At 72.3% G+C, this 17426-nt stretch carries 15 protein-coding genes; 8 read left to right on the forward strand and 7 right to left on the reverse strand.

Annotated features, from left to right (window positions below; all coding sequences use genetic code 11):
* The first annotated feature begins 45 nt into the window (after positions 1 to 45).
* Positions 46 to 2961, forward strand: coding sequence for a serine/threonine-protein kinase (locus CSC62_RS04120; protein WP_162404901.1), 2916 nt, complete (start codon positions 46 to 48; stop codon positions 2959 to 2961).
* Positions 2962 to 3005: 44 nt separating this feature from the next.
* Here CSC62_RS04120 and CSC62_RS04125 read toward each other — a convergent pair whose 3' ends face one another.
* The 4 genes from CSC62_RS04125 to metK form a co-directional block, all read right to left on the reverse strand.
* Complete coding sequence (locus tag CSC62_RS04125) at positions 3006 to 3968, reverse strand: phosphatidate cytidylyltransferase (protein WP_246194178.1); 963 nt, start codon at positions 3966 to 3968, stop codon at positions 3006 to 3008.
* Between the two features lie 20 nt (positions 3969 to 3988).
* Positions 3989 to 4603, reverse strand: a complete 615-nt coding sequence (locus CSC62_RS04130; protein ID WP_170298350.1) for a lysophospholipid acyltransferase family protein — start codon at positions 4601 to 4603, stop codon at positions 3989 to 3991.
* Complete coding sequence (locus CSC62_RS04135; RefSeq protein WP_162404903.1) at positions 4600 to 5256, reverse strand: CDP-alcohol phosphatidyltransferase family protein; 657 nt, start codon at positions 5254 to 5256, stop codon at positions 4600 to 4602. Before CSC62_RS04135 ends, CSC62_RS04130 begins: the two co-directional genes overlap by 4 nt.
* A 410-nt stretch (positions 5257 to 5666) precedes the next feature.
* Complete coding sequence (metK, locus tag CSC62_RS04140) at positions 5667 to 6887, reverse strand: methionine adenosyltransferase (protein ID WP_162404904.1); 1221 nt, start codon at positions 6885 to 6887, stop codon at positions 5667 to 5669.
* A gap of 221 nt (positions 6888 to 7108) precedes the next feature.
* On the opposite strand from metK, the gene olsF reads away from it, so the two are divergent.
* The 3 genes from olsF to CSC62_RS04155 are packed head-to-tail and all read left to right on the forward strand — an operon-like array spanning position 7109 to position 10714.
* Positions 7109 to 8830 (forward strand): bifunctional ornithine lipid synthase OlsF, encoded by a 1722-nt coding sequence (olsF, locus tag CSC62_RS04145; RefSeq protein ID WP_170298352.1) that lies wholly within the window; start codon positions 7109 to 7111, stop codon positions 8828 to 8830.
* Positions 8827 to 9645: a UDP-2,3-diacylglucosamine diphosphatase gene (locus CSC62_RS04150; protein WP_162404905.1), complete on the forward strand. Its 819-nt coding sequence runs from the start codon at positions 8827 to 8829 to the stop codon at positions 9643 to 9645. The genes olsF and CSC62_RS04150 overlap by 4 nt, the downstream gene beginning before the upstream one ends.
* A 37-nt stretch (positions 9646 to 9682) precedes the next feature.
* The gene (locus CSC62_RS04155) at positions 9683 to 10714 is read left to right on the forward strand and encodes a metal-dependent hydrolase (protein ID WP_162404906.1); all 1032 of its coding nucleotides are present in this window, start codon (positions 9683 to 9685) and stop codon (positions 10712 to 10714) included.
* Between the two features lie 112 nt (positions 10715 to 10826).
* Here CSC62_RS04155 and dusB read toward each other — a convergent pair whose 3' ends face one another.
* The 3 genes from dusB to CSC62_RS04170 all read right to left on the reverse strand — a co-directional run bounded on the left by dusB (position 10827) and on the right by CSC62_RS04170 (position 14210).
* Positions 10827 to 11819, reverse strand: coding sequence for a tRNA dihydrouridine synthase DusB (dusB, locus tag CSC62_RS04160; RefSeq protein ID WP_162404907.1), 993 nt, complete (start codon positions 11817 to 11819; stop codon positions 10827 to 10829).
* A gap of 35 nt (positions 11820 to 11854) precedes the next feature.
* On the reverse strand, positions 11855 to 12820 hold the full coding sequence (locus CSC62_RS04165; protein WP_162404908.1) for a ribokinase: 966 nt from the start codon (positions 12818 to 12820) through the stop codon (positions 11855 to 11857).
* Between the two features lie 91 nt (positions 12821 to 12911).
* Positions 12912 to 14210 (reverse strand): NupC/NupG family nucleoside CNT transporter, encoded by a 1299-nt coding sequence (locus CSC62_RS04170; RefSeq protein WP_162404909.1) that lies wholly within the window; start codon positions 14208 to 14210, stop codon positions 12912 to 12914.
* 138 nt (positions 14211 to 14348) lie between these two features.
* Between CSC62_RS04170 and CSC62_RS04175 the strand changes: the two genes are divergently transcribed.
* The 4 genes from CSC62_RS04175 to CSC62_RS04190 all read left to right on the forward strand — a co-directional run bounded on the left by CSC62_RS04175 (position 14349) and on the right by CSC62_RS04190 (position 17398).
* The gene (locus tag CSC62_RS04175; protein WP_162404910.1) at positions 14349 to 15323 is read left to right on the forward strand and encodes an aldo/keto reductase; all 975 of its coding nucleotides are present in this window, start codon (positions 14349 to 14351) and stop codon (positions 15321 to 15323) included.
* 97 nt (positions 15324 to 15420) lie between these two features.
* Positions 15421 to 15597 carry a hemin uptake protein HemP gene (gene hemP, locus CSC62_RS18230; RefSeq protein WP_425501989.1) on the forward strand — a complete coding sequence of 59 codons (177 nt, stop codon included), beginning with the start codon at positions 15421 to 15423 and terminating at the stop codon, positions 15595 to 15597.
* Between the two features lie 175 nt (positions 15598 to 15772).
* Positions 15773 to 16393 (forward strand): Hemin transport protein, encoded by a 621-nt coding sequence (locus CSC62_RS04185; RefSeq protein ID WP_162404912.1) that lies wholly within the window; start codon positions 15773 to 15775, stop codon positions 16391 to 16393.
* Positions 16394 to 16456: 63 nt separating this feature from the next.
* Complete coding sequence (locus CSC62_RS04190) at positions 16457 to 17398, forward strand: DUF6607 family protein (RefSeq protein ID WP_162404913.1); 942 nt, start codon at positions 16457 to 16459, stop codon at positions 17396 to 17398.
* Positions 17399 to 17426 lie beyond the last annotated feature (28 nt).

Raw genomic sequence — 17426 nt, forward strand, 5'->3', positions numbered from 1 at the left:
TCCCCGCAGAATGGTCGCCGGGATGACGATCCGGCGGGGACGAGGATGCAGGAGAGCGGAACGGGGCAGGGCAGCGACGACACCGGCCGCTACCGCCTGATCAAGCGGATCGTGCTGCAGGCGCTGGAACTGCGCGGCGGCGCCCGCGAGGCGCTGGTGCTGCGCGAGACCCGGGGCGACGACGCCCTGGCGGCCGAAGTGCGCGAACTGCTCGCCGGGATGGACGCCGACCAGACCCTGGTCGTGTCCCTGCGCTCGCCCGGCGCCGGCGTGCCCGACCCGGGCCAGGACCTGAGCGGCCAGGAAGCCTCGGCCGAGGCCGCACGCGAATACCGCCTCTTGCAGCGCCTGGGCGCCGGCGGCATGGGCGTGGTCTACCTGGCCGAGCGCGACGACGCCGGGGTGGTGCAGAAGGTCGCGCTGAAGCTGCTCAACCCGGTCGCCGAGGCCTCGCCCGAACTGCGCGCGCGCTTCGCCCGCGAGCGCGAGCTGCTGGCGCGGCTGGACCATCCCGGTATCGCCCGCCTGCTCGACGGCGGCATCCTCGCCGACGGCCGCCCGTTCCTGGCGATGGAGTACGTGGAGGGTGAGCGGATCGACGCGCACGCCGCCCGGCTGCCGCTGGACGCGCGGATCGTGCTGTTCATCAAGGTCTGCGAGGCGATCGCCGACGCCCACCGCTGTCTGGTCATCCACCGCGACCTGAAGCCGGCCAACATCCTGGTCGACCCGCGCGGGCAGCCGCGGCTGCTGGACTTCGGCATCGCCCGCCTGATCGACGAGGAGGCGGTGGCGGCCAATGAGACCTCCACCGGGCAGCAGGCGCTGACCCTGGCCTACGCCAGCCCCGAGCAGGTGGCCGGCCAGCCGCTGACCACCGCCACCGACGTCTATTCGCTGGGCGCGGTGCTGTACCAGCTGGTCTGCGGCCAGGCGCCGTTCGCCAACATCGACACCCCGGCCGGGCTGTACCACGCCATCGTCCGCACCGACGTGACCCCGCCCAGCCGGCGCCTGCGCCGCGGCGACGCGCCACCCATGGACGCGCATGGCGACGGCTACAGCGGTCCGGTCCCGGCCGACATCGACGCGATCGTGCTAAAGGCCTTGCGCAAGGAGCCGGAGCAGCGCTATGCCTCGGTCGCCGCCCTGGCTGAGGACCTGCGGCGCTACCTCGGCCACCGGCCGGTGGCCGCGCGCGAGGGCGAGCGCGGGTACCGCGCCCGCCGCTACCTGCGCCGCAACGCCTGGCCGCTGGCCGCCGCCGCGGCGGTGGCGCTGTCGGTGCTCGGCGGATTGCTGGCCTCGGTCTTGGCCCTGCGCGAGGCGCGGCAGCAGCAGGCGCTGGCCGAGCAGCGCGGGCGCGAACTGCAGCGCCTGGCGGACTTCCAGCAGTCGATGCTGGAAAGCGTGGACATCGATGCGATGGGCCATGCCCTGACCGACACCCAGCAGCGCCGGGTGCTCGAACTGCTGGACCGGCAGGCGCCGGACTTGCCGCTGCAGATCCGGCTGCAGCAGGCCTTCGCCCAGGTGGGTGCGCCGAGCATCGCCCGCGATGCGCTCGAGCAGCATGTGGTCTCGCACGCCCTTGCGCGGCTGGACCGCGACTTCGCCGACGCGCCTTCGCTGGCGGCGGACATGCGCCAGTCGCTGGCGCGGGTGCTGCTCGCCATCGGTCACTACCCGCGCGCGGCCGAGGAATTGCGGCGGGTGCTGCAGGCACGCGAGGTGGACTTGGGCCCGGGCGATGCACGGGTGGTCTCGGCGCGGATCGACCTGGGCCAGGCTCTGTACCTGCAGGGAGAGTCGGCCGCGGCGGCCGGCGTCTTCGCCCAGGCGCTGGCTGCGGTGCAGGCGCTGCCGCACCTTTCGCCCTTGCGGCGCGCGGCCGAGGCCGGCGCCGCAAGGACGCAGGCCGCACGCGGCGAACTGCAGCCGGCGCTGGAGCGCCAGCGCACCTTGCGCGATGCGTGGATGACGGCGTTGCCGGCCGACGACGAATCGCTGCTGCAGCTGCGCGGCGATTATGTGCACACCCTGGGCAAGCTCGGGCGCCGCGACGAGGCCGGCGAGGAGATGGCCGCGCTGCTGCCGCTGTACCGCGGCCGGTTCGGGCCGGAATCCAACCGCACCCTGTCGGCGATGATCGTGCTGGCGGAACTGGAATTCGCCCGCAACGACTTCGAGCGCTCGGCGGCGCTCGCGCGGGAGGTGGCGCAGGTGCGCGAGCGGCGCCTGGGTGCCGAGCATCCGGACACGCTCAAGGCCTGGGGCACCGCCGCCACCAGCCTGGTGCGGCTGGCCGATTCCCCTGAGAGCTTCGCCGAAGCCGAGGCCCTGCTCGACCGCCTGTTGGCGGTGCAGGGACGGATCCTGGGGATCGGACATCCGACCACGCGCCAGTTCGTGGTCGACCGGATCCGCCTGCTGAGCAAGCAGGACCGGGACGCGGAAGCAATCGCGCTGCAGCGCAGCCTGCTGGCCGACTGCCTGCGCGTGCTCGGCCCGGAGCATCCTGAAACCCTGTTCGCCCAGGGGGCGCTGGCCAGCCTGCTCAGCTACGGGCCGGACCGCCTGGACGAGGCCCGCGGACTGGCCCGCAAGAGCCTGGAGGTCCAGCGCCGGCGGCTGGGCCCGGAACATCCGATCGTCACCGCCACCCTGGACCTGGTCGGCCGGATCGAACGCAACGCCGGGCACTGGCAGGCCTCGCGCGACGCCCATGCGCAGGCACTGGAGATCCGCGCCCGCACCCGCGGCATGCTCGACGCGCACACCATCGAGAGCGCCTCGCGGCTGTACGTGGCCTTGTTCAACCTGCACGACGAGGCCGGCATGCGCGATATCCGCAGCCGTTTCCTCGACCCGGTAATCGCGCTGGACCCGGCGGCGATCAACGCCAGCATGCGCAGCGTGCGCGAGGACGCGGTGATGGCGCTGGAGGGGCGCTGGGACTAGCGCCCCTCCAGCGCTAGGGACACCGGCACGCGGGCGCGGTCTTGCTACTGGAACCCGTAGCGGACCACGTGGAAGAACACCGGCGCGGCGAACACCACCGAGTCCAGGCGGTCGAGCACGCCGCCATGGCCCTCGATCATCTCGCCCCAGTCCTTGGCGCCGAGGCTGCGCTTGACCGCCGACAGCGCCAGCCCGCCGAGGAAGCCGCACAGCACGATCAGCGCCGACAGCGCCGCCGACTGCCAGGGCGAGAACGGCGTGGCCCACCACAGCGCCGCGCCGACCGCGGTCGCGGCCAGGCCGCCGCCGACCAGCCCTTCCACGGTCTTGGACGGGCTGACCTGCGGCGCCAGCAGGCGCCGGCCGAACAGCTTGCCGAACACGTACTGCAGCACGTCGCTCAACTGCACCACCAGCAGCAGGTAGAACAGCAGCAACAGGTTCTGGCCCTCGTAGCCGGGGATGTCCAGCAGCATCAGCGCCGGGGCGTGGCTGAGGCAGTAGACGGTGAGCATCAGTCCCCACTGGACCTTGGTGGTGCGTTCCAGGAAGCGGTCGGTATCGCCCTGCAGCGCGGCCACCGCCGGCAGCAGCAGGAAGCCGTACACCGGAATGCACATCACGAACAGCCCGTACCAGCCGATCCCGATCAGCCAGTACTGCAGCGGGATGGCGACGTAGAAGCACAGGCACAGCGCCAGGTGGTCGCCGCGCCGGGTTGGGGTGAGGGTCAGGAACTCGCGCAGGGCCAGGAACGAGAGCAGCGCGTACAGCACCAGGGTGGCGACCTTGCCGGCCAGGAAGCACACCAGCAGCACCGCGGCCATCGCCCACCAGGCGCGGATGCGGGCGTTGAGGTTCTCCACCACCGGGCCGGGCCGGCGCCGGGCCAAGGCCGCGCCGATCGCCGAGGCCACCAGCAGCAGGGCAACCACGCCGCCGATCAGCCACCAGAAGCGCGAGGGCGCCAGCGCGATCGCGCTGCGCAGGAAGCCGTTGAAGGGCAGGGCGTCTATGGTGGGCTCCTTCAGGGTGTGCCGGCAGGAGGCGCCAGCGCTTGCACCGCCTCGCGGGCGCGCTGCAGGAATGCCGCCTTGTCCTCGCCTGGCCGCAAGGGCAGCGGCGCGCCGAAGCGCACGGTGCAGATCAGCGGCACCGGCAGCAGGCTGCCCTTGGGCAGGCTGCGGCGGGCGTTGTCCAGGTACACCGCCACCGGCTCGACCTGCCGGAAGCGCGCGGCCAGGTGGTAGAGACCACTGCGGAACGGCAGCAACTCCGGGTCCGGATTGCGGGTACCCTCGGGAAACAGGATCAGCGAGTCGCCGCGTTCCAGTGCTTCGTACAGCGGCGCCAGCGGATCCTCGCCGGCCTGTTCGCGGTGGCGGTCGATCAGCACCGCATCGAGCCCGCGCCCGGCGATCAGCCGCCGCAGCGCGCCGGTGCCCCAGTAGTCGCGCGCCGCGACCGGCCGGGTATGGCGGCGCAGTGCCGGCGGCAGCGCTGACCACAGCGCCACCGTGTCCAGGTGGCTGGCGTGGTTGGCGAAGTAGATGCGCTGGCGCGGTTCGGGCCGGCAGCCGATCCAGCGCGGATAGGCGCCGACCAGGGCCTTGCTGGCGGCGACCAGCAGGGCGTCGATCACCCGCCCGCTCCGCCGCTGCCGTGCCTGCCGCCGCCGTCGCGCAGGCGCGCGGCCAGGGCATGGGTGCGGGTGAGGCAGGTGAGCAGCGAACCGGCGGCGATCACCGCCGCGGCCACGGCCAGTGCCGTCCATGCCTGCGGCCACCAGGGCGAGGCGGCGGCGACCAGGCAGCCGAGGGTCATCGCGAACATCCTCTGCTGCTTGGCCATCGGTCCACGGAAGTCGTGGCCCAGGCCCAGCCCGGCGCCGGTCTGGCGCACGTAGGCGGTGAGCGCGGCCAGCAGGGCGCCGCACCAGCCCAGCCAGGGCAGGCTGGCGGCGCAACCGAGGGCGACGATCAGCAGGGAGTCGGCGATGCGGTCGGGGAATTCGTTGTAGAGGGCGCCGGTGGCGGTCTGCTTGCCGCCTTCGATCGCGACCATGCCGTCGAACAGGTTGCACAGCAGCCGCAGCTGGATGCCGAGCGCGGCCAGCACGGGGCCGGCCGGCGCGGGCAGGAGCAGCAGGGCGGCCGCGCCAGCGCCGGCGAAGGCGACGCTGGCCACCGAGATCTGGTTGGGGGTGATGGAGGAACGCGCGAGTGCCGCGGCGATGCGCCTGGCCCATCCGGTATCGCGCGAGGCCAGCGGCCGGCGGTCGTCATCCTGACTCATGCGCCGATCCTAACCCGGCAGGCATGCTCCCGTGCAGCGTCGTCCCCGGGTCTCCGTTTCCCCTCCCCTGTAGGAGCCGGTCTTGCCGGCGACCGTGGAGGCGGACGCACCAATGGCACCCGGTTTCATGCAGGCGCATCCGCCATGGCGGTCGCCGGCAAGACCGGCTCCTACAGAAAGCCCAGCCAAAGCCGGAAGAGCAGAAGCGATAGAACCCGTGGGCACGACGGCCCAGGAGGCCGAAGCCGGCGCTTTTGCTCCAACCAACAAGGCGCGGAGGTTCCAGCCGAAGCCAGCGCTTTCTGCTCCGAACCCAAGGCACGACGGGCTTCGTTACAGCCCCGCGGCACGCGGAAAAAGAAAAGGCCGCCCTGCGGCGGCCTTCCTTCTGCCACGAGCGAACCCGCGGCTTACTTCAGCTTCGCGTCCGCGCGCAGTGCATCGGCGCGGTCGGTCTTCTCCCAGGAGAAGGCGGTGGCGGTCTGCTTCTTGCCGGCGCCGTCGGTGTAGGTCACCTGCTGCGGCTTGCGGCCGAAGTGGCCGTAGGCGGCGGTGGCCTGGTACACCGGGTGGATCAGGTCGAGCATCTTGACGATGCCGTACGGGCGCAGGTCGAAGTGCTTGCGGATCAGCTTCTCGATCTGCGCGTCCGGGATCCGGCCGGTGCCGAAGGTGGTGACCGAGATCGAGGTCGGCTCGGCCACGCCGATGGCGTAGGAGACCTGCACCTCGCACTTGTCGGCCAGGCCGGCGGCGACGATGTTCTTGGCCACGTAGCGGGCGGCGTAGGCGGCCGAACGGTCCACCTTCGACGGATCCTTGCCCGAGAACGCGCCGCCGCCGTGGCGGGCCATGCCGCCGTAGCTGTCGACGATGATCTTGCGGCCGGTCAGGCCGCAGTCGCCCACCGGGCCGCCGATCACGAAGATCCCGGTCGGGTTGATGTGGACCTTCTTCTTCGGCAGCGATTCCAGCCACTTCTTCGGCAGCACCGGCTTGAGGATGTGCTCGTACACGCCCTCGACCAGATCTTTCTGCTTCACGCCCGGGTCGTGCTGGGTGGACAGCACCACCGCGTCCAGGCCGACCACCTGGTGCGCGTCGTCGTAGCGCAGGGTGACCTGCGACTTGGCGTCCGGGCGCAGCCACGGCAAAGGCGAGTTCTTCTTCTTGCGGACCTTGGCCTGCTGCTCGACCAGGCGGTGCGAGTAGTAGATCGGCGCCGGCATGAATTCCGGGGCCTCGTTGCAGGCGTAGCCGAACATCAGGCCCTGGTCGCCCGCGCCCTGCTCCTCCGGCTTCTTGCGGTCCACGCCGGCGGCGATGTCCGGCGACTGCTTGCCGAGCATGTTGATGATCGCGCAGGTGTGGCCGTCGAAGCCGACGTCGGAGTTGTTGTAGCCGATCTCGTTGATCACCGAGCGGGCCAGGCCCTCGATGTCCACCCAGGCGCTGGTGGTCACTTCGCCGGCGACGATCGCCGCGCCGGTCTTCACCAGGGTCTCGCAGGCCACGCGGGCGCGCTTGTCCTGGGCCAGGATCGCGTCGAGGACGGCGTCGGAGATCTGGTCGGCGATCTTGTCCGGATGGCCTTCGGAGACCGACTCGGAGGTGAAGAGATAGCTGGACATTCGGCTATATCCCTGTATTCGGATGAAGAGATGGGCGCGCATGATACACGGCCGCGCGCCGGGGTGCATTGTGCCGGCTGCGGGGTTGCCGCGGGTTAAGCAGTCGTCGGCCTCCGCCTTGCCGGGGCCGGCGGCGGTCATCGCCCGGTCGCGCGGCTGCAACCGGACTGTCGCGCGGGCGGCGCAGGCTGCGCGGCAATCCGCCGCCACCGCACGCGCCCATGACCGTCCTGGAACGCCGCCTGCAAGCCCGCTACCCGCACTGGTTCCGCGGCCGCCGCGCGCACCTGGTGCGGCCCCTGCTGCGCGGGCTGGGGCGCTGGTCGCGGCTGGACGAGGTCGAGGCCTTCCTCGCCGGCCAGGGCCACCTGCGCGGCTTCGCCTTCGTCCGCGCCGCGCTGGAGCACCTGCAGGTGCGCTACGGCGCGCAGGCCGCGGCGGACGGCGCGATTCCCGCGCACGGCCGGCTGCTGATCGTGGCCAACCATCCGTCCGGGGCGCTGGACGCGCTGGCCCTGCTCGACCACGTGGGCAAGGTCCGGCGCGACGTGCGGATCGTGGCCAACGACCTGCTGTCGATGCTGGAGGGACTGGACGAGCTGATCCTGCCGGTGCGGATCCTCGGCGGCACGCCCGGCGCCGGCAGCCTCAAGGCGGTGGAAAGGGCGCTTCAGCAGGAGCAGTGCGTGATCGTGTTCCCGGCCGGCGAGGTCTCGCGCCTGGGCTGGCGCGGGGTGGCCGACGGCCGCTGGCGCCGCGGCTTCGTCGCCTTCGCCCGGCGCACCGGCGCGCCGGTGCTGCCGGTGCGGATCCAGGCGCGCAACTCGCCGCTGTTCTACGGCGCCTCGGCGCTGTTCCGGCCGGCGGGCACCGCGCTGCTGGCGCGGGAGATGTTCGCCCGCCGCGACCGCAGGATCGAGCTGCGGATCGGCCATGCCCGGCGCCTGCCGGAAGGTGTGGACGCGAAGGTTCTGCTGCGCGACCTGCGCCGCGAGCTGTACGCGCTCGACCGCGGCCTGCCGGTCGCACCGTCTTCTCCGTCCGCTCCCGAGCAACTGGCCGAACCCGCCGATCCGGCGGCGCTGCGCGCCGAGGTCGCCGCGCTGGAGCCGCTGGGCGCGACCAGCGATGGCCGCCAGATCCGGGCCGGCCGGCTGGCGCCGGACTCGGTCCTGCTGCGCGAGCTGGGGCGGCTGCGCGAGCTGACCTTCCGCGAGGTCGGCGAAGGCACCGGTCGCGCCGTGGACGTGGACGTCTACGACGCCTGGTACGAGCACATCGTGGTCTGGGACGCGGCGGCCGGGAAGGTCGCCGGTGCCTACCGCGTGGCCCGCGGCGCGCAGGTGCTGGCCGGACGCGGCCTGCCGGGGCTCTACACCGCCGCGCTGTTCGAGTACGCCGAGGCGATGCTGCCGCGGATCGCCGCCGGCATGGAGCTGGGCCGCAGCTTCGTCGCCCCGGAATACTGGGGCAGCCGCAGCATCGACTACCTGTGGCAGGGCATCGGTGCCTACCTGCGCCGGCATCCGCAGGTGCGCTACCTGTTCGGCGCGGTCTCGATCAGCGCCGCGCTGCCGGCGCCGGCGCGCGAGCAGATCGTGGCCTACTACGCGCGCTACCACGGCGACGGCCGCGGCGACGCCTCGCCGCGGCGGCCGTTCGCCTGCCGCGGCCTGCCGCCGCATTTCGGCGACCTCGACGCCGCCTGCGCCTTCCGCGCCCTGCGCGACAACCTCGACGCGCTCGGCGCGACCCTGCCGATGCTCTACAAGCAGTACACCGAGCTGTGCGAGCCGGGCGGGGCGCGCTTCCTCGCCTTCGGCGTGGACCCGGATTTCAGCGACGCGGTCGACGGCCTGATCGAGGTGGACCTGCAGCGGCTGAAGCCGAAGAAGCGCGAGCGCTACCTGGGACATCCCGCGAAGGAGGAGGCCACCGCATGAACCCGACCACCCGTCCGTCCGGCACGGTCCGGCAGCGCACGGTCTTCATCTCCGACGCGCACCTGGGCTCGCCGCACTGCCATGCCGCCGAACTGGCCGACTTCCTCGCCGGCCTGCAGTGCCGCCAGCTCTACCTGGTCGGCGACATCGTCGACTTCTGGTGGATGGCCCAGCGCCGTGCGACCTGGGGCACGGGCCAGCAAAGGGTGGTCGAGGCCCTGCATGCGCTGGCGCGCGCGGGCACGGAGATCATCTACGTGCCCGGCAACCACGACCGCCCGATCCGGCGCTTCTGCGGCTTGGTCCTGCCGGCGATGCAGGTGCGCCGACGCGCGATCCACGCCACCGCCGACGGCCGCCGGCTGCTGGTGGTGCACGGCGACGACTACGACGCCAAGACCCATTTCGGCGGGTTGCAGGAACGCTTCGGCGACTGGCTGTACTACCGAATCCTCACCGGCAACCGCCTGACCAACGCCCTGCGCCGGCGCCTCGGCCTGCGCTACTGGTCGCTGGCCGACTGGCTCAAGCGCCGCAGCGGCGCGGCCGAGCGCTACATCGAGCGCTTCGTCCGCGCCGGCCTGGACGACGCCCGCCGCCGCGGCCTGGACGGGATCGTCTGCGGCCACATCCACCGCGCCGGCCTGTTCGAGCGCGACGGCCTGGTCTACGCCAACGACGGCGACTGGGTCGAGAGCCTGACTGCGCTGGCCGAGGGCGCCGACGGCAGCCTGCGCCTGATCGATCACCGCGGCGAAGTGCGGGCCGAGCTGTCTTCGCGGCTGCGGCTGGTGGAGCTGCCCCGCGCCGCCTGAGTCCTGCGGGCGGCGTGCCTGCTAGCATCCGCCGCCTATGGATTCCCTCAGCCAGATCGTCCTCGGCGGCGCGGTCGCCGCCGCCATCGCTCCCCCCACCCATCGCCGCGCCGCACTGCTCGCCGGCGCCGCCCTCGGCACCCTGCCGGACCTGGACTCGCTGCCGATCGCCCTGCTGAGCGACGATCCGGTGGTGCTGATGACCGTGCACCGCAGCTTCAGCCACTCGCTGTTCGTGCTGCCCCTGGTGGGCCTGGCGATCTGGTGGCTGTTCCGCCGCTTCGGCCGCGGCCGCGTCGCCGAGGCGCCATGGCGCTGGTTCTGGGCGATCCAGCTGGCGCTGGTCACCCATCCCCTGCTGGATGCCTTCACCGTCTACGGTACCCAGCTGTGGTGGCCGTTGCCGGTCCCGCCGACCATGTGGTCGAGCGTGTTCATCATCGATCCGCTGTACACGGTCTGGCTGCTGCTGGCCTGCGCCGTGGCCTGGTTCGCCCGCAGCCGTCCCTTGGCCCATCGCGCCTTGCTGGCCGGGCTGGCGCTGAGCAGCGCCTACCTGGGCTGGTCGCTGCTGGCCAAAGGGCTGGTCGAGCGCCAGGCCGAGCGCAGCCTGGCGGCGATGGGCCTGGCCGACGCGCCGCGCTTCTCGGTGCCGATGCCGTTCAACACCCTGCTGTGGCGGGTGGTGGCGATGACACCGGACGGTTTCGTCGAAGGCGAGCACTCGCTGGTGGCCGACCGCGGGCCGATCGCGTTCCGCAGCTACCGTTCCGACACCGGCGCACTGGCCGAGATCGCCGACCTGGCCGCGGTGCGGCGCCTGGCCTGGTTCAACCACGGCTTCATGAAGGCGCGCGAGCGCGAGGGCCGGCTGGAGCTGAGCGACCTGCGCATGGGTGCCGAGCCCGACTACACCTTCGTGTTCGCCGTCGCCCGGCGCGAAGGCGGACAGTGGCGCGAAATCCCGCCGCAGCAGCTGCGCCTGCCGTGGGAGGCGCGCCGCCGCCTGGGCGCGATGTGGCGACGGATCTGGCAGGAGCCCCCTGCCGACGCGGCGGCTTCATTGTAGGAGCCCGTCTTGCGGGCGACTGCCATGGCGGAAGCGCGTGCGTGAAACCGGGTGCCATTGATGCACCCGACCCCACGGTCGCCAGCAAGACCGGCTCCTACAAAAAGAACGCTCAGGCCGCCGCCGACAGACCCTCGCCGGCGACCAGCGCATCGAAATACCCGGCGGTCAGCCGCAGCTGCTCCTCCGCCGTCTGCGCGCGGTTGACCACGGCGCGGAAGGCCGCGTTCTCCGCCCGGTCCTTCGCGTACCAGCCCAGATGCTTGCGGGCGATGCGCACGCCCTGTTCCTCGCCGTAGAACGCGTGCAGCGCCTGCAGGTGGCCGAGCAGGATCGCGCGCACCTCCTCCAGGCCGGGCTCCGGCAGTTCCTCGCCGGTGGCCAGGTAATGGGCGATGGCGCGGAAGATCCACGGCCGTCCCTGCGCGGCGCGGCCGACCATCACCGCGTCGGCGCCGGTCTCGGCCAGCACCTGCGCGGCCTTGCGCGGCGAGTCGATGTCGCCATTGGCGATCACCGGGATCCGCAATCCGGCCTTGATCGCGGCGATGGTGGCGTACTCGGCCTGGCCGGTGTAGTGCTGGTCGCGGGTGCGGCCATGCACGGTCAGGGCCTGGATCCCGGCGGCCTCGGCGATCCGGGCGATCACCGGCGCGTTGCGGTTGGCCGCATCCCAGCCGGTGCGGATCTTCAGGGTCACCGGCACCGGCACCGCGGCCACCACCGCCTCCAGGATCCGCCCGACCAGGGCCTCGTCGCGCATCAGCGCCGAGCCGGCCCAGGCGTTGCAGACCTTCTTCGCGGGGCAGCCCATGTTGATGTCGACGATCTGGGCGCCGTGGTCGACGTTGTAGCGCGCCGCCTCGGCCAGCTGCCGCGGCTCGGTGCCGGCGATCTGCACGCTGACCGGGTCCGGCTCGCCGGCGTGGTCCATGCGCCGCAGCGACTTGCGCGTGTTCCAGAAGCGCGGGTCGCTGATCGTCATCTCCGACACCGCCAGGCCTGCACCCAGGCGCTTGCACAGCAGCCGGAACGGCTTGTCGGTGACCCCGGCCATCGGCGCCAGGACCACCCGGGGTTGGATCGTGTAGGGGCCGATCTGCATGGCGGGAATCTTAGGCTCGGGAACGCCGGTCCGGCTCAGCCCGGGAAGCGCTCCAGCACCTCGGCATGCCGCGGCATCGCCGCGGCCGCGCCGGGGCGCTCGGTGGACAGCGCGGCGAAGCGGTTGGCGTAGCGCACGTGGGCGACGAACGGCTCCTGCGGCGCGCGCGCCAGTGCGGCGGCCAGGGCGCCGTTGAAGGCGTCGCCGGCGCCGGTCGTGTCGCTGGCGGCCACGCTCTCGGCGCCGATCCGGTAATAGGCCTGGGCATCGCCGCGGGTCTGCTCGTCGGCATGCGACACGAACACCCCCACCGAGCCCAGGGTCACCACCACCGTGCCGTGCGGCAGCAGTTTGCGGCACAGGCCGTGCAGGCTGGCGCCGTCCAGCGCGGCGACCGCGTCCGGCTCCAGCCGCTCGCCGACGTGGCGCACCAGCAGGGCGGCGAACTCGGTCTCGTTCGGGCTGATCAGGTCGGCCAGGCGCAGCAGGCCGATGCTGGTGCTGGCGTTGGCCGGCGCCGGGTTGAGCAGGGTGGTGGCGCCGGCCTCGCGCCCGGCGGTCAGCGCGGCCTCGATCGCCTCCACCGGCGACTCCAGCTGGGCCAGGACCACGCCGGCGCCGGCGAACAGCGCCGGGTCGGCGGCGACGTGGGCGGCGCTGAGCGTGCCGTTGGCGCCGGCCCCGATCACGATGCTGTTGAGGCCGCGCGCATCGACGTAGATGCCGGCGGTGCCGGTGGGCTGGTCGCTGGCCTCGGCGCGCAGGTCGATGCCGTCGGCCGCGGCCAGGCCGCGCGCGAGGGCGCCGCCGGGATCGTCGCCCAGGGCGCAGACGAAGGCCGTCGGCGCACCGGCGCGGGCCGCGGCCACGGCCTGGTTGAAGCCCTTGCCGCCGGGACCGGTGGCGTACTGGCCGGCGATGGTGGCGCCGACGGCGGGCAGCTCGGCGCAGCGCCAGACGTGATCGACGTTGAAGGAGCCGACGACGATGACCGGATTCATGGGACCTCTGCTACTGGAATGGAACGACAACGGGAAAACGGAAACGGCGGGCCGCGCAGGCCCGCCCGGACGGATCGTGGACGCCGGCGGCTCAGCCGAAGTGCGAGAGCACCCCGGCGATGGTGGCGGTCATGAAGGTGGCGACCGAGCCGCCCAGCACCGCGCGCAGGCCGAAGCGGGCCAGGTCCTGGCGCCGCTCCGGGGCCAGGCCGCCGATGCCGCCGATCTGGATCGCGATCGAGCTGAAGTTGGCGAAGCCGCACAGCGCATAGGTCGCGATCAGCGCGCCCTCCTGGCTCAGTACCTGCCCGGGGACCTGGCCGTTCACCACCTTGGCCAGCTCGGTGTAGGCGACGAACTCGTTGATCACCACCTTCTGCCCGATCAGCGAGCCGACCGTGGTCGCGTCCGCCCACGGGGTGCCGATCACCCAGGCGATCGGCGCCAGCAGGTAGCCGAAGATCGTCGCCAGGCTGGTCGGCTTGCCGATCGCCGCGGCAATCCCGGTGACCTCGCCCAGCCAGGTCAGCGGTGCGTTGACCAAAGCGATCAGGGCGATGAAGGCCAGCAGCATCGCGCCGATGTTCAGGGCCAGGCGCAGGCCGTCGCCGGCGCCGGCGGCGGCGGCGTCGATGATGTTGGCGGTGGTCTTCTCCACCTCCATCTTCACCGTGCCGCGGGTCAGCGGCTCGCCGGTCTCCGGGACCAGGATCTTGGCGATCACCAGGGTCGCCGGCGCGGCCATGATGCTCGCCGCCAGCAGGTGCTTGGCGTAGAACACCTGCTGCTCCGGATCGCCGCCGCCGAGCATGCCGACGTAGGCGGCCAGCACGCCGCCGGCGATGTGGGCCATGCCGCCGATCATCATCGTCAGCAGCTCGGACTGGGTCATCTTCGCGATGTACGGGCGCACCGTCAGCGGCGCCTCGGTCTGGCCGATGAACACGCTGGCGCAGACGCTGGTGGTCTCGGCGCCGGACACGCGCATGACCTTGGTGATCGCCCAGGCCATCGCCCGCACCACCGCCTGCATCGCCCCCAGGTGGTAGAGCACGCCCATCAGCGCCGAGAAGAAGATGATGGTCGGCAGCACCTGGAAGGCGAAGATGAAGCCGAACCGCGGCACGTCCATCAGGCTGCCGAAGATGAAGTTCGAGCCTTCGTTGACGAAGCCCAGGATGCGGACGAAGCCGTGGCTGAGCCAGTCGAACACCTCGCGCCCGCCCGGCACCAGCAGTACCAGCGCGGCGAACACGATCTGCAGGAACACGCCGGTACCCACCAGCTTCCAGTCCACCGCGCGCTTGTTGTTCGAGAACAGCCAGACGATGCCGATCAGCACGGCCAGTCCGAACAGGCCGAAGCCGATGCGCCCGAGTGCCTCGATCATGGGTTTCCCAGCGATGTTAAGGATTCGCGAAAGCGTAGCAGGTCGGGGTGTGAAGCGTCCCGCGTGGCCTGGCTGAACGGTTCGGCCAGGCGGCGCACGCGGCTTACACTGCGCGCTCGCGACCCGGAGATCCCCGCCATGCAGTACCGCCGTCTCGGCAGCACCGGCCTGCAACTGTCCGCGCTCGCGTTCGGCGCCTGGATGACCTTCGGCCGCCAGGTCGGCCGTACCGAGGCGCGCGAGCTGATCGCCACCGCCTGGGGCCACGGCATCACCTTCTTCGACAACGCCGAGGCCTACGCCCACGGCGAGGCCGAGCGGGTGATGGGCGATGCGATCGCCGACCTGGGTCTGCCGCGCGATGGCTACTGCGTGTCCAGCAAGGTGTTCTTCGGCGCCGCCGAGGACCCGCGGCCGACCCAGCGCGGGCTGTCGCGCAAGCACGTGGTCGATGCCTGCCACGCGGCCCTGCGGCGGCTGCGGGTGGACTATCTCGACCTGTACTACTGCCACCGCCCCGATCCGGACACGCCGCTGGAGGAGACGGTGGCGGCGATGGACCTGCTTGTGCGGCAGGGCAAGGTCCTGTACTGGGGCACCTCCGAATGGCCCGAGGCGCTGGTCCGCGAGGCCGCGCGCTTCGCCCGCAGCCACCACCTGGCGCAACCGGTGGTCGAGCAGCCGCAGTACAACCTGCTGCACCGCGAGCGGGTGGAACTGGAGTACGCGCCGCTGTACCCGGAACTGGGCCTGGGCCTGACCACCTGGTCGCCGCTGGCTTCCGGCCTGCTGACCGGCAAGTACGCCGGCGGCGTGGCCCGCGAGGGCCGGCTGGCCCAGCCCGACGCGACCTGGCTGCAGAGGCTGGTGCTGGGCGAAGGCGGCGAGCGCCGGCTGGAGCGGGCGCAGCGCTTCGTCGAGGCCGCCGCCGAGCTGGGCGAGAAGCCGGCGCCGCTGGCGATCGCCTGGTGCCTGCGCAACCCGCACGTGAGCAGCGTGATCCTGGGCGCCAGCGGGGTGGAGCAGCTGCGCGAGAACCTGCAGGCGCTGGAACTGGCCCGGCGCTATGACGACCCGGTCTGGGCGCGGCTGGAGGTGGCCGCGACCCGCTGATCGGCGACCGCTTGACACGCGAATGCGAATAATTATCAATAACGGGGTCCGCCCACCTACCGACCGGAGCCCGACCGTGAACGTGCACCGCCTGACCCTGCCGCCGCATGCCCAGTCCACCCGCGCCGCCGCCCCGGCCGCGCACGAGGAGCACGAGGACGTGCTCAGCAGCGAGACCCTGCTCAAGGGCCGCCGCGAGACCCTGATCCGCCATGGCGACAAGGTCTATCGCCTGCGCCACACCAGCAACGACAAGCTGATCCTGACCAAGTAACCGCCGTCCGCCGGCGGGTCCCCGGGGCGTCTCTCTCTCCCCCGCACCGGGTGTCCCGCCGACGGCGCGGCGATGCGGGCCTGCGCACCACGCCGCCGGGTGCGGCGCGCATCGTCCCTGGACGTTTCCGGCGCGGGCCACGGCCCGTCCGATTCCTTCCTCGAGGATTCCCAGGATGGCCAGCCAACGATCCCTGCATGCCATCGCCGCGGCGCCGCGCCGCGACCGCCTGCTGTTGCCGCGCGCCCGACAGCTGGCCGAGCTGGGCACCGTGCTGTGCATGTACCGGGTCCAGCAGGGCGGCGAACTGGCCGGCTGGATGCAGGCGGTGCGCGCGCAGTCCCAGGTCGGCGTCGACAGCGACGGCATGTGCGAGAGCCTGCGGTTCTTCGACGGCCGCGGGCAGTGCTGCTGGCGCCTGTTCCTGCTCCCGGACAGCGACTTCCTGGCCTGGGACACGCTGGCCGCGCAGCTGCCGCCCTGCGACGGCGACGCCGCGGGGCAGGGCGGCGTGGCCGAGCGTCTGTGGCGCCGGGTCGCCGGTCGCCTCGGCGGGGCGGGGTGGCGAGTCTGCGCCCTGCGCCTGCACGTGCTGCCGCGGGAAGGCGCCGCGGCCCTGGCCGCCAGCCCGGCGCCGGTGTCGGCGCTGGGCGCGGCGGCCGCGCGCCGGATCGCGCGCCAGGAAGGCGCCGAGGGCGAGGTCAGGCTCGACGACTGCTGCTGCGCGCGCGCGGCGGCGGCCTCGATCGGTTTTTCTCCGGCCGGCGGCAGCGAGGTGCCGCTGGTCAGGCTCTGAGCTGCAGGACCTCGAACCGCCAGGGATGGCGCCCTTCTCCCGTTTCCAGCCGCCGCGAGTCCCATGTCCGCCTTGTCCCGTACGCGCAGTGCCGCCGCCCTTTTCCTGCTGACGGCGCTGCCGGCCGCGGCCGTGTCCGCCGCCGAGCCGCCGGCACGCGACCGCCAGAGCATCCTGGCGATGCAGGGCGAGTACCTGGTCGATTTCGCCTTCGACGAGACGGTGCTGCTCAAGCCCGGCTACGAGCGCGCGCCGGCGATGCGCAGCGGCGGCGACGAGGTGGTGATCGTGGTCGAGGACGCGCCCGGCCGGATCGTGCTGCAGCACCTGCTGGTGGAACCGAAGAGCGGCCACGTCACCAAGCACTGGCGCCAGGACTGGACCTGGGAGGCGGCGCGGCGCTTCGAGTTCAGCGCCGACCAGACCTGGAGCGTGCGCGCGGTGCCGGCGGCGCTGACCCGCGGGGCCTGGACCCAGTGCGTGTACGAGGTCAGCGACGCGCCGCGCTATTGCGGCACCGGCCGCTGGAGCTACGACAACGACGTGGCCACCTGGACCAGCGACCTGTCCTGGCGGCCCTTGCCGCGCCGCGAGTACACCCGGCGCAGCGACTACAACGCACTGGCGGTGGTCAACCGGCACACGCTCACCCCGGGCGGCTGGACCCACGAGCAGTTCAACACCAAGGTCCTGCGCGGCGCCGACGGCGGCATGCGGGAGATCGCGCGCGAGTTCGGCTTCAACGACTACAGCCGCGACACCGACGTGGACTTCGCGCCGGCCCGCCGCTACTGGCAGGCGACCGCGGGGTACTGGGCGCGGGTGCGGGCGCGCTGGGAGCGTTTCCTGGACCAGCCGCCGGGCCTGCACCTGAAGACGCCGGTGGACGGCATGGCGATGATTATCCCGCTGTTCACCCAGGCTGGCGAGGTCGAGGAAGGCCGCGCCGTGCCGGACGCGGAGATCGACGCGGTGTTCGCGCAATGGGTGGAGCCGGCGCGCTGAGGGCACAAACAAAGCCCCCCGCATCGTG

It is taken from the genome of Pseudoxanthomonas jiangsuensis (assembly GCF_010093185.1).
Lineage (GTDB): Bacteria > Pseudomonadota > Gammaproteobacteria > Xanthomonadales > Xanthomonadaceae > Pseudoxanthomonas > Pseudoxanthomonas jiangsuensis.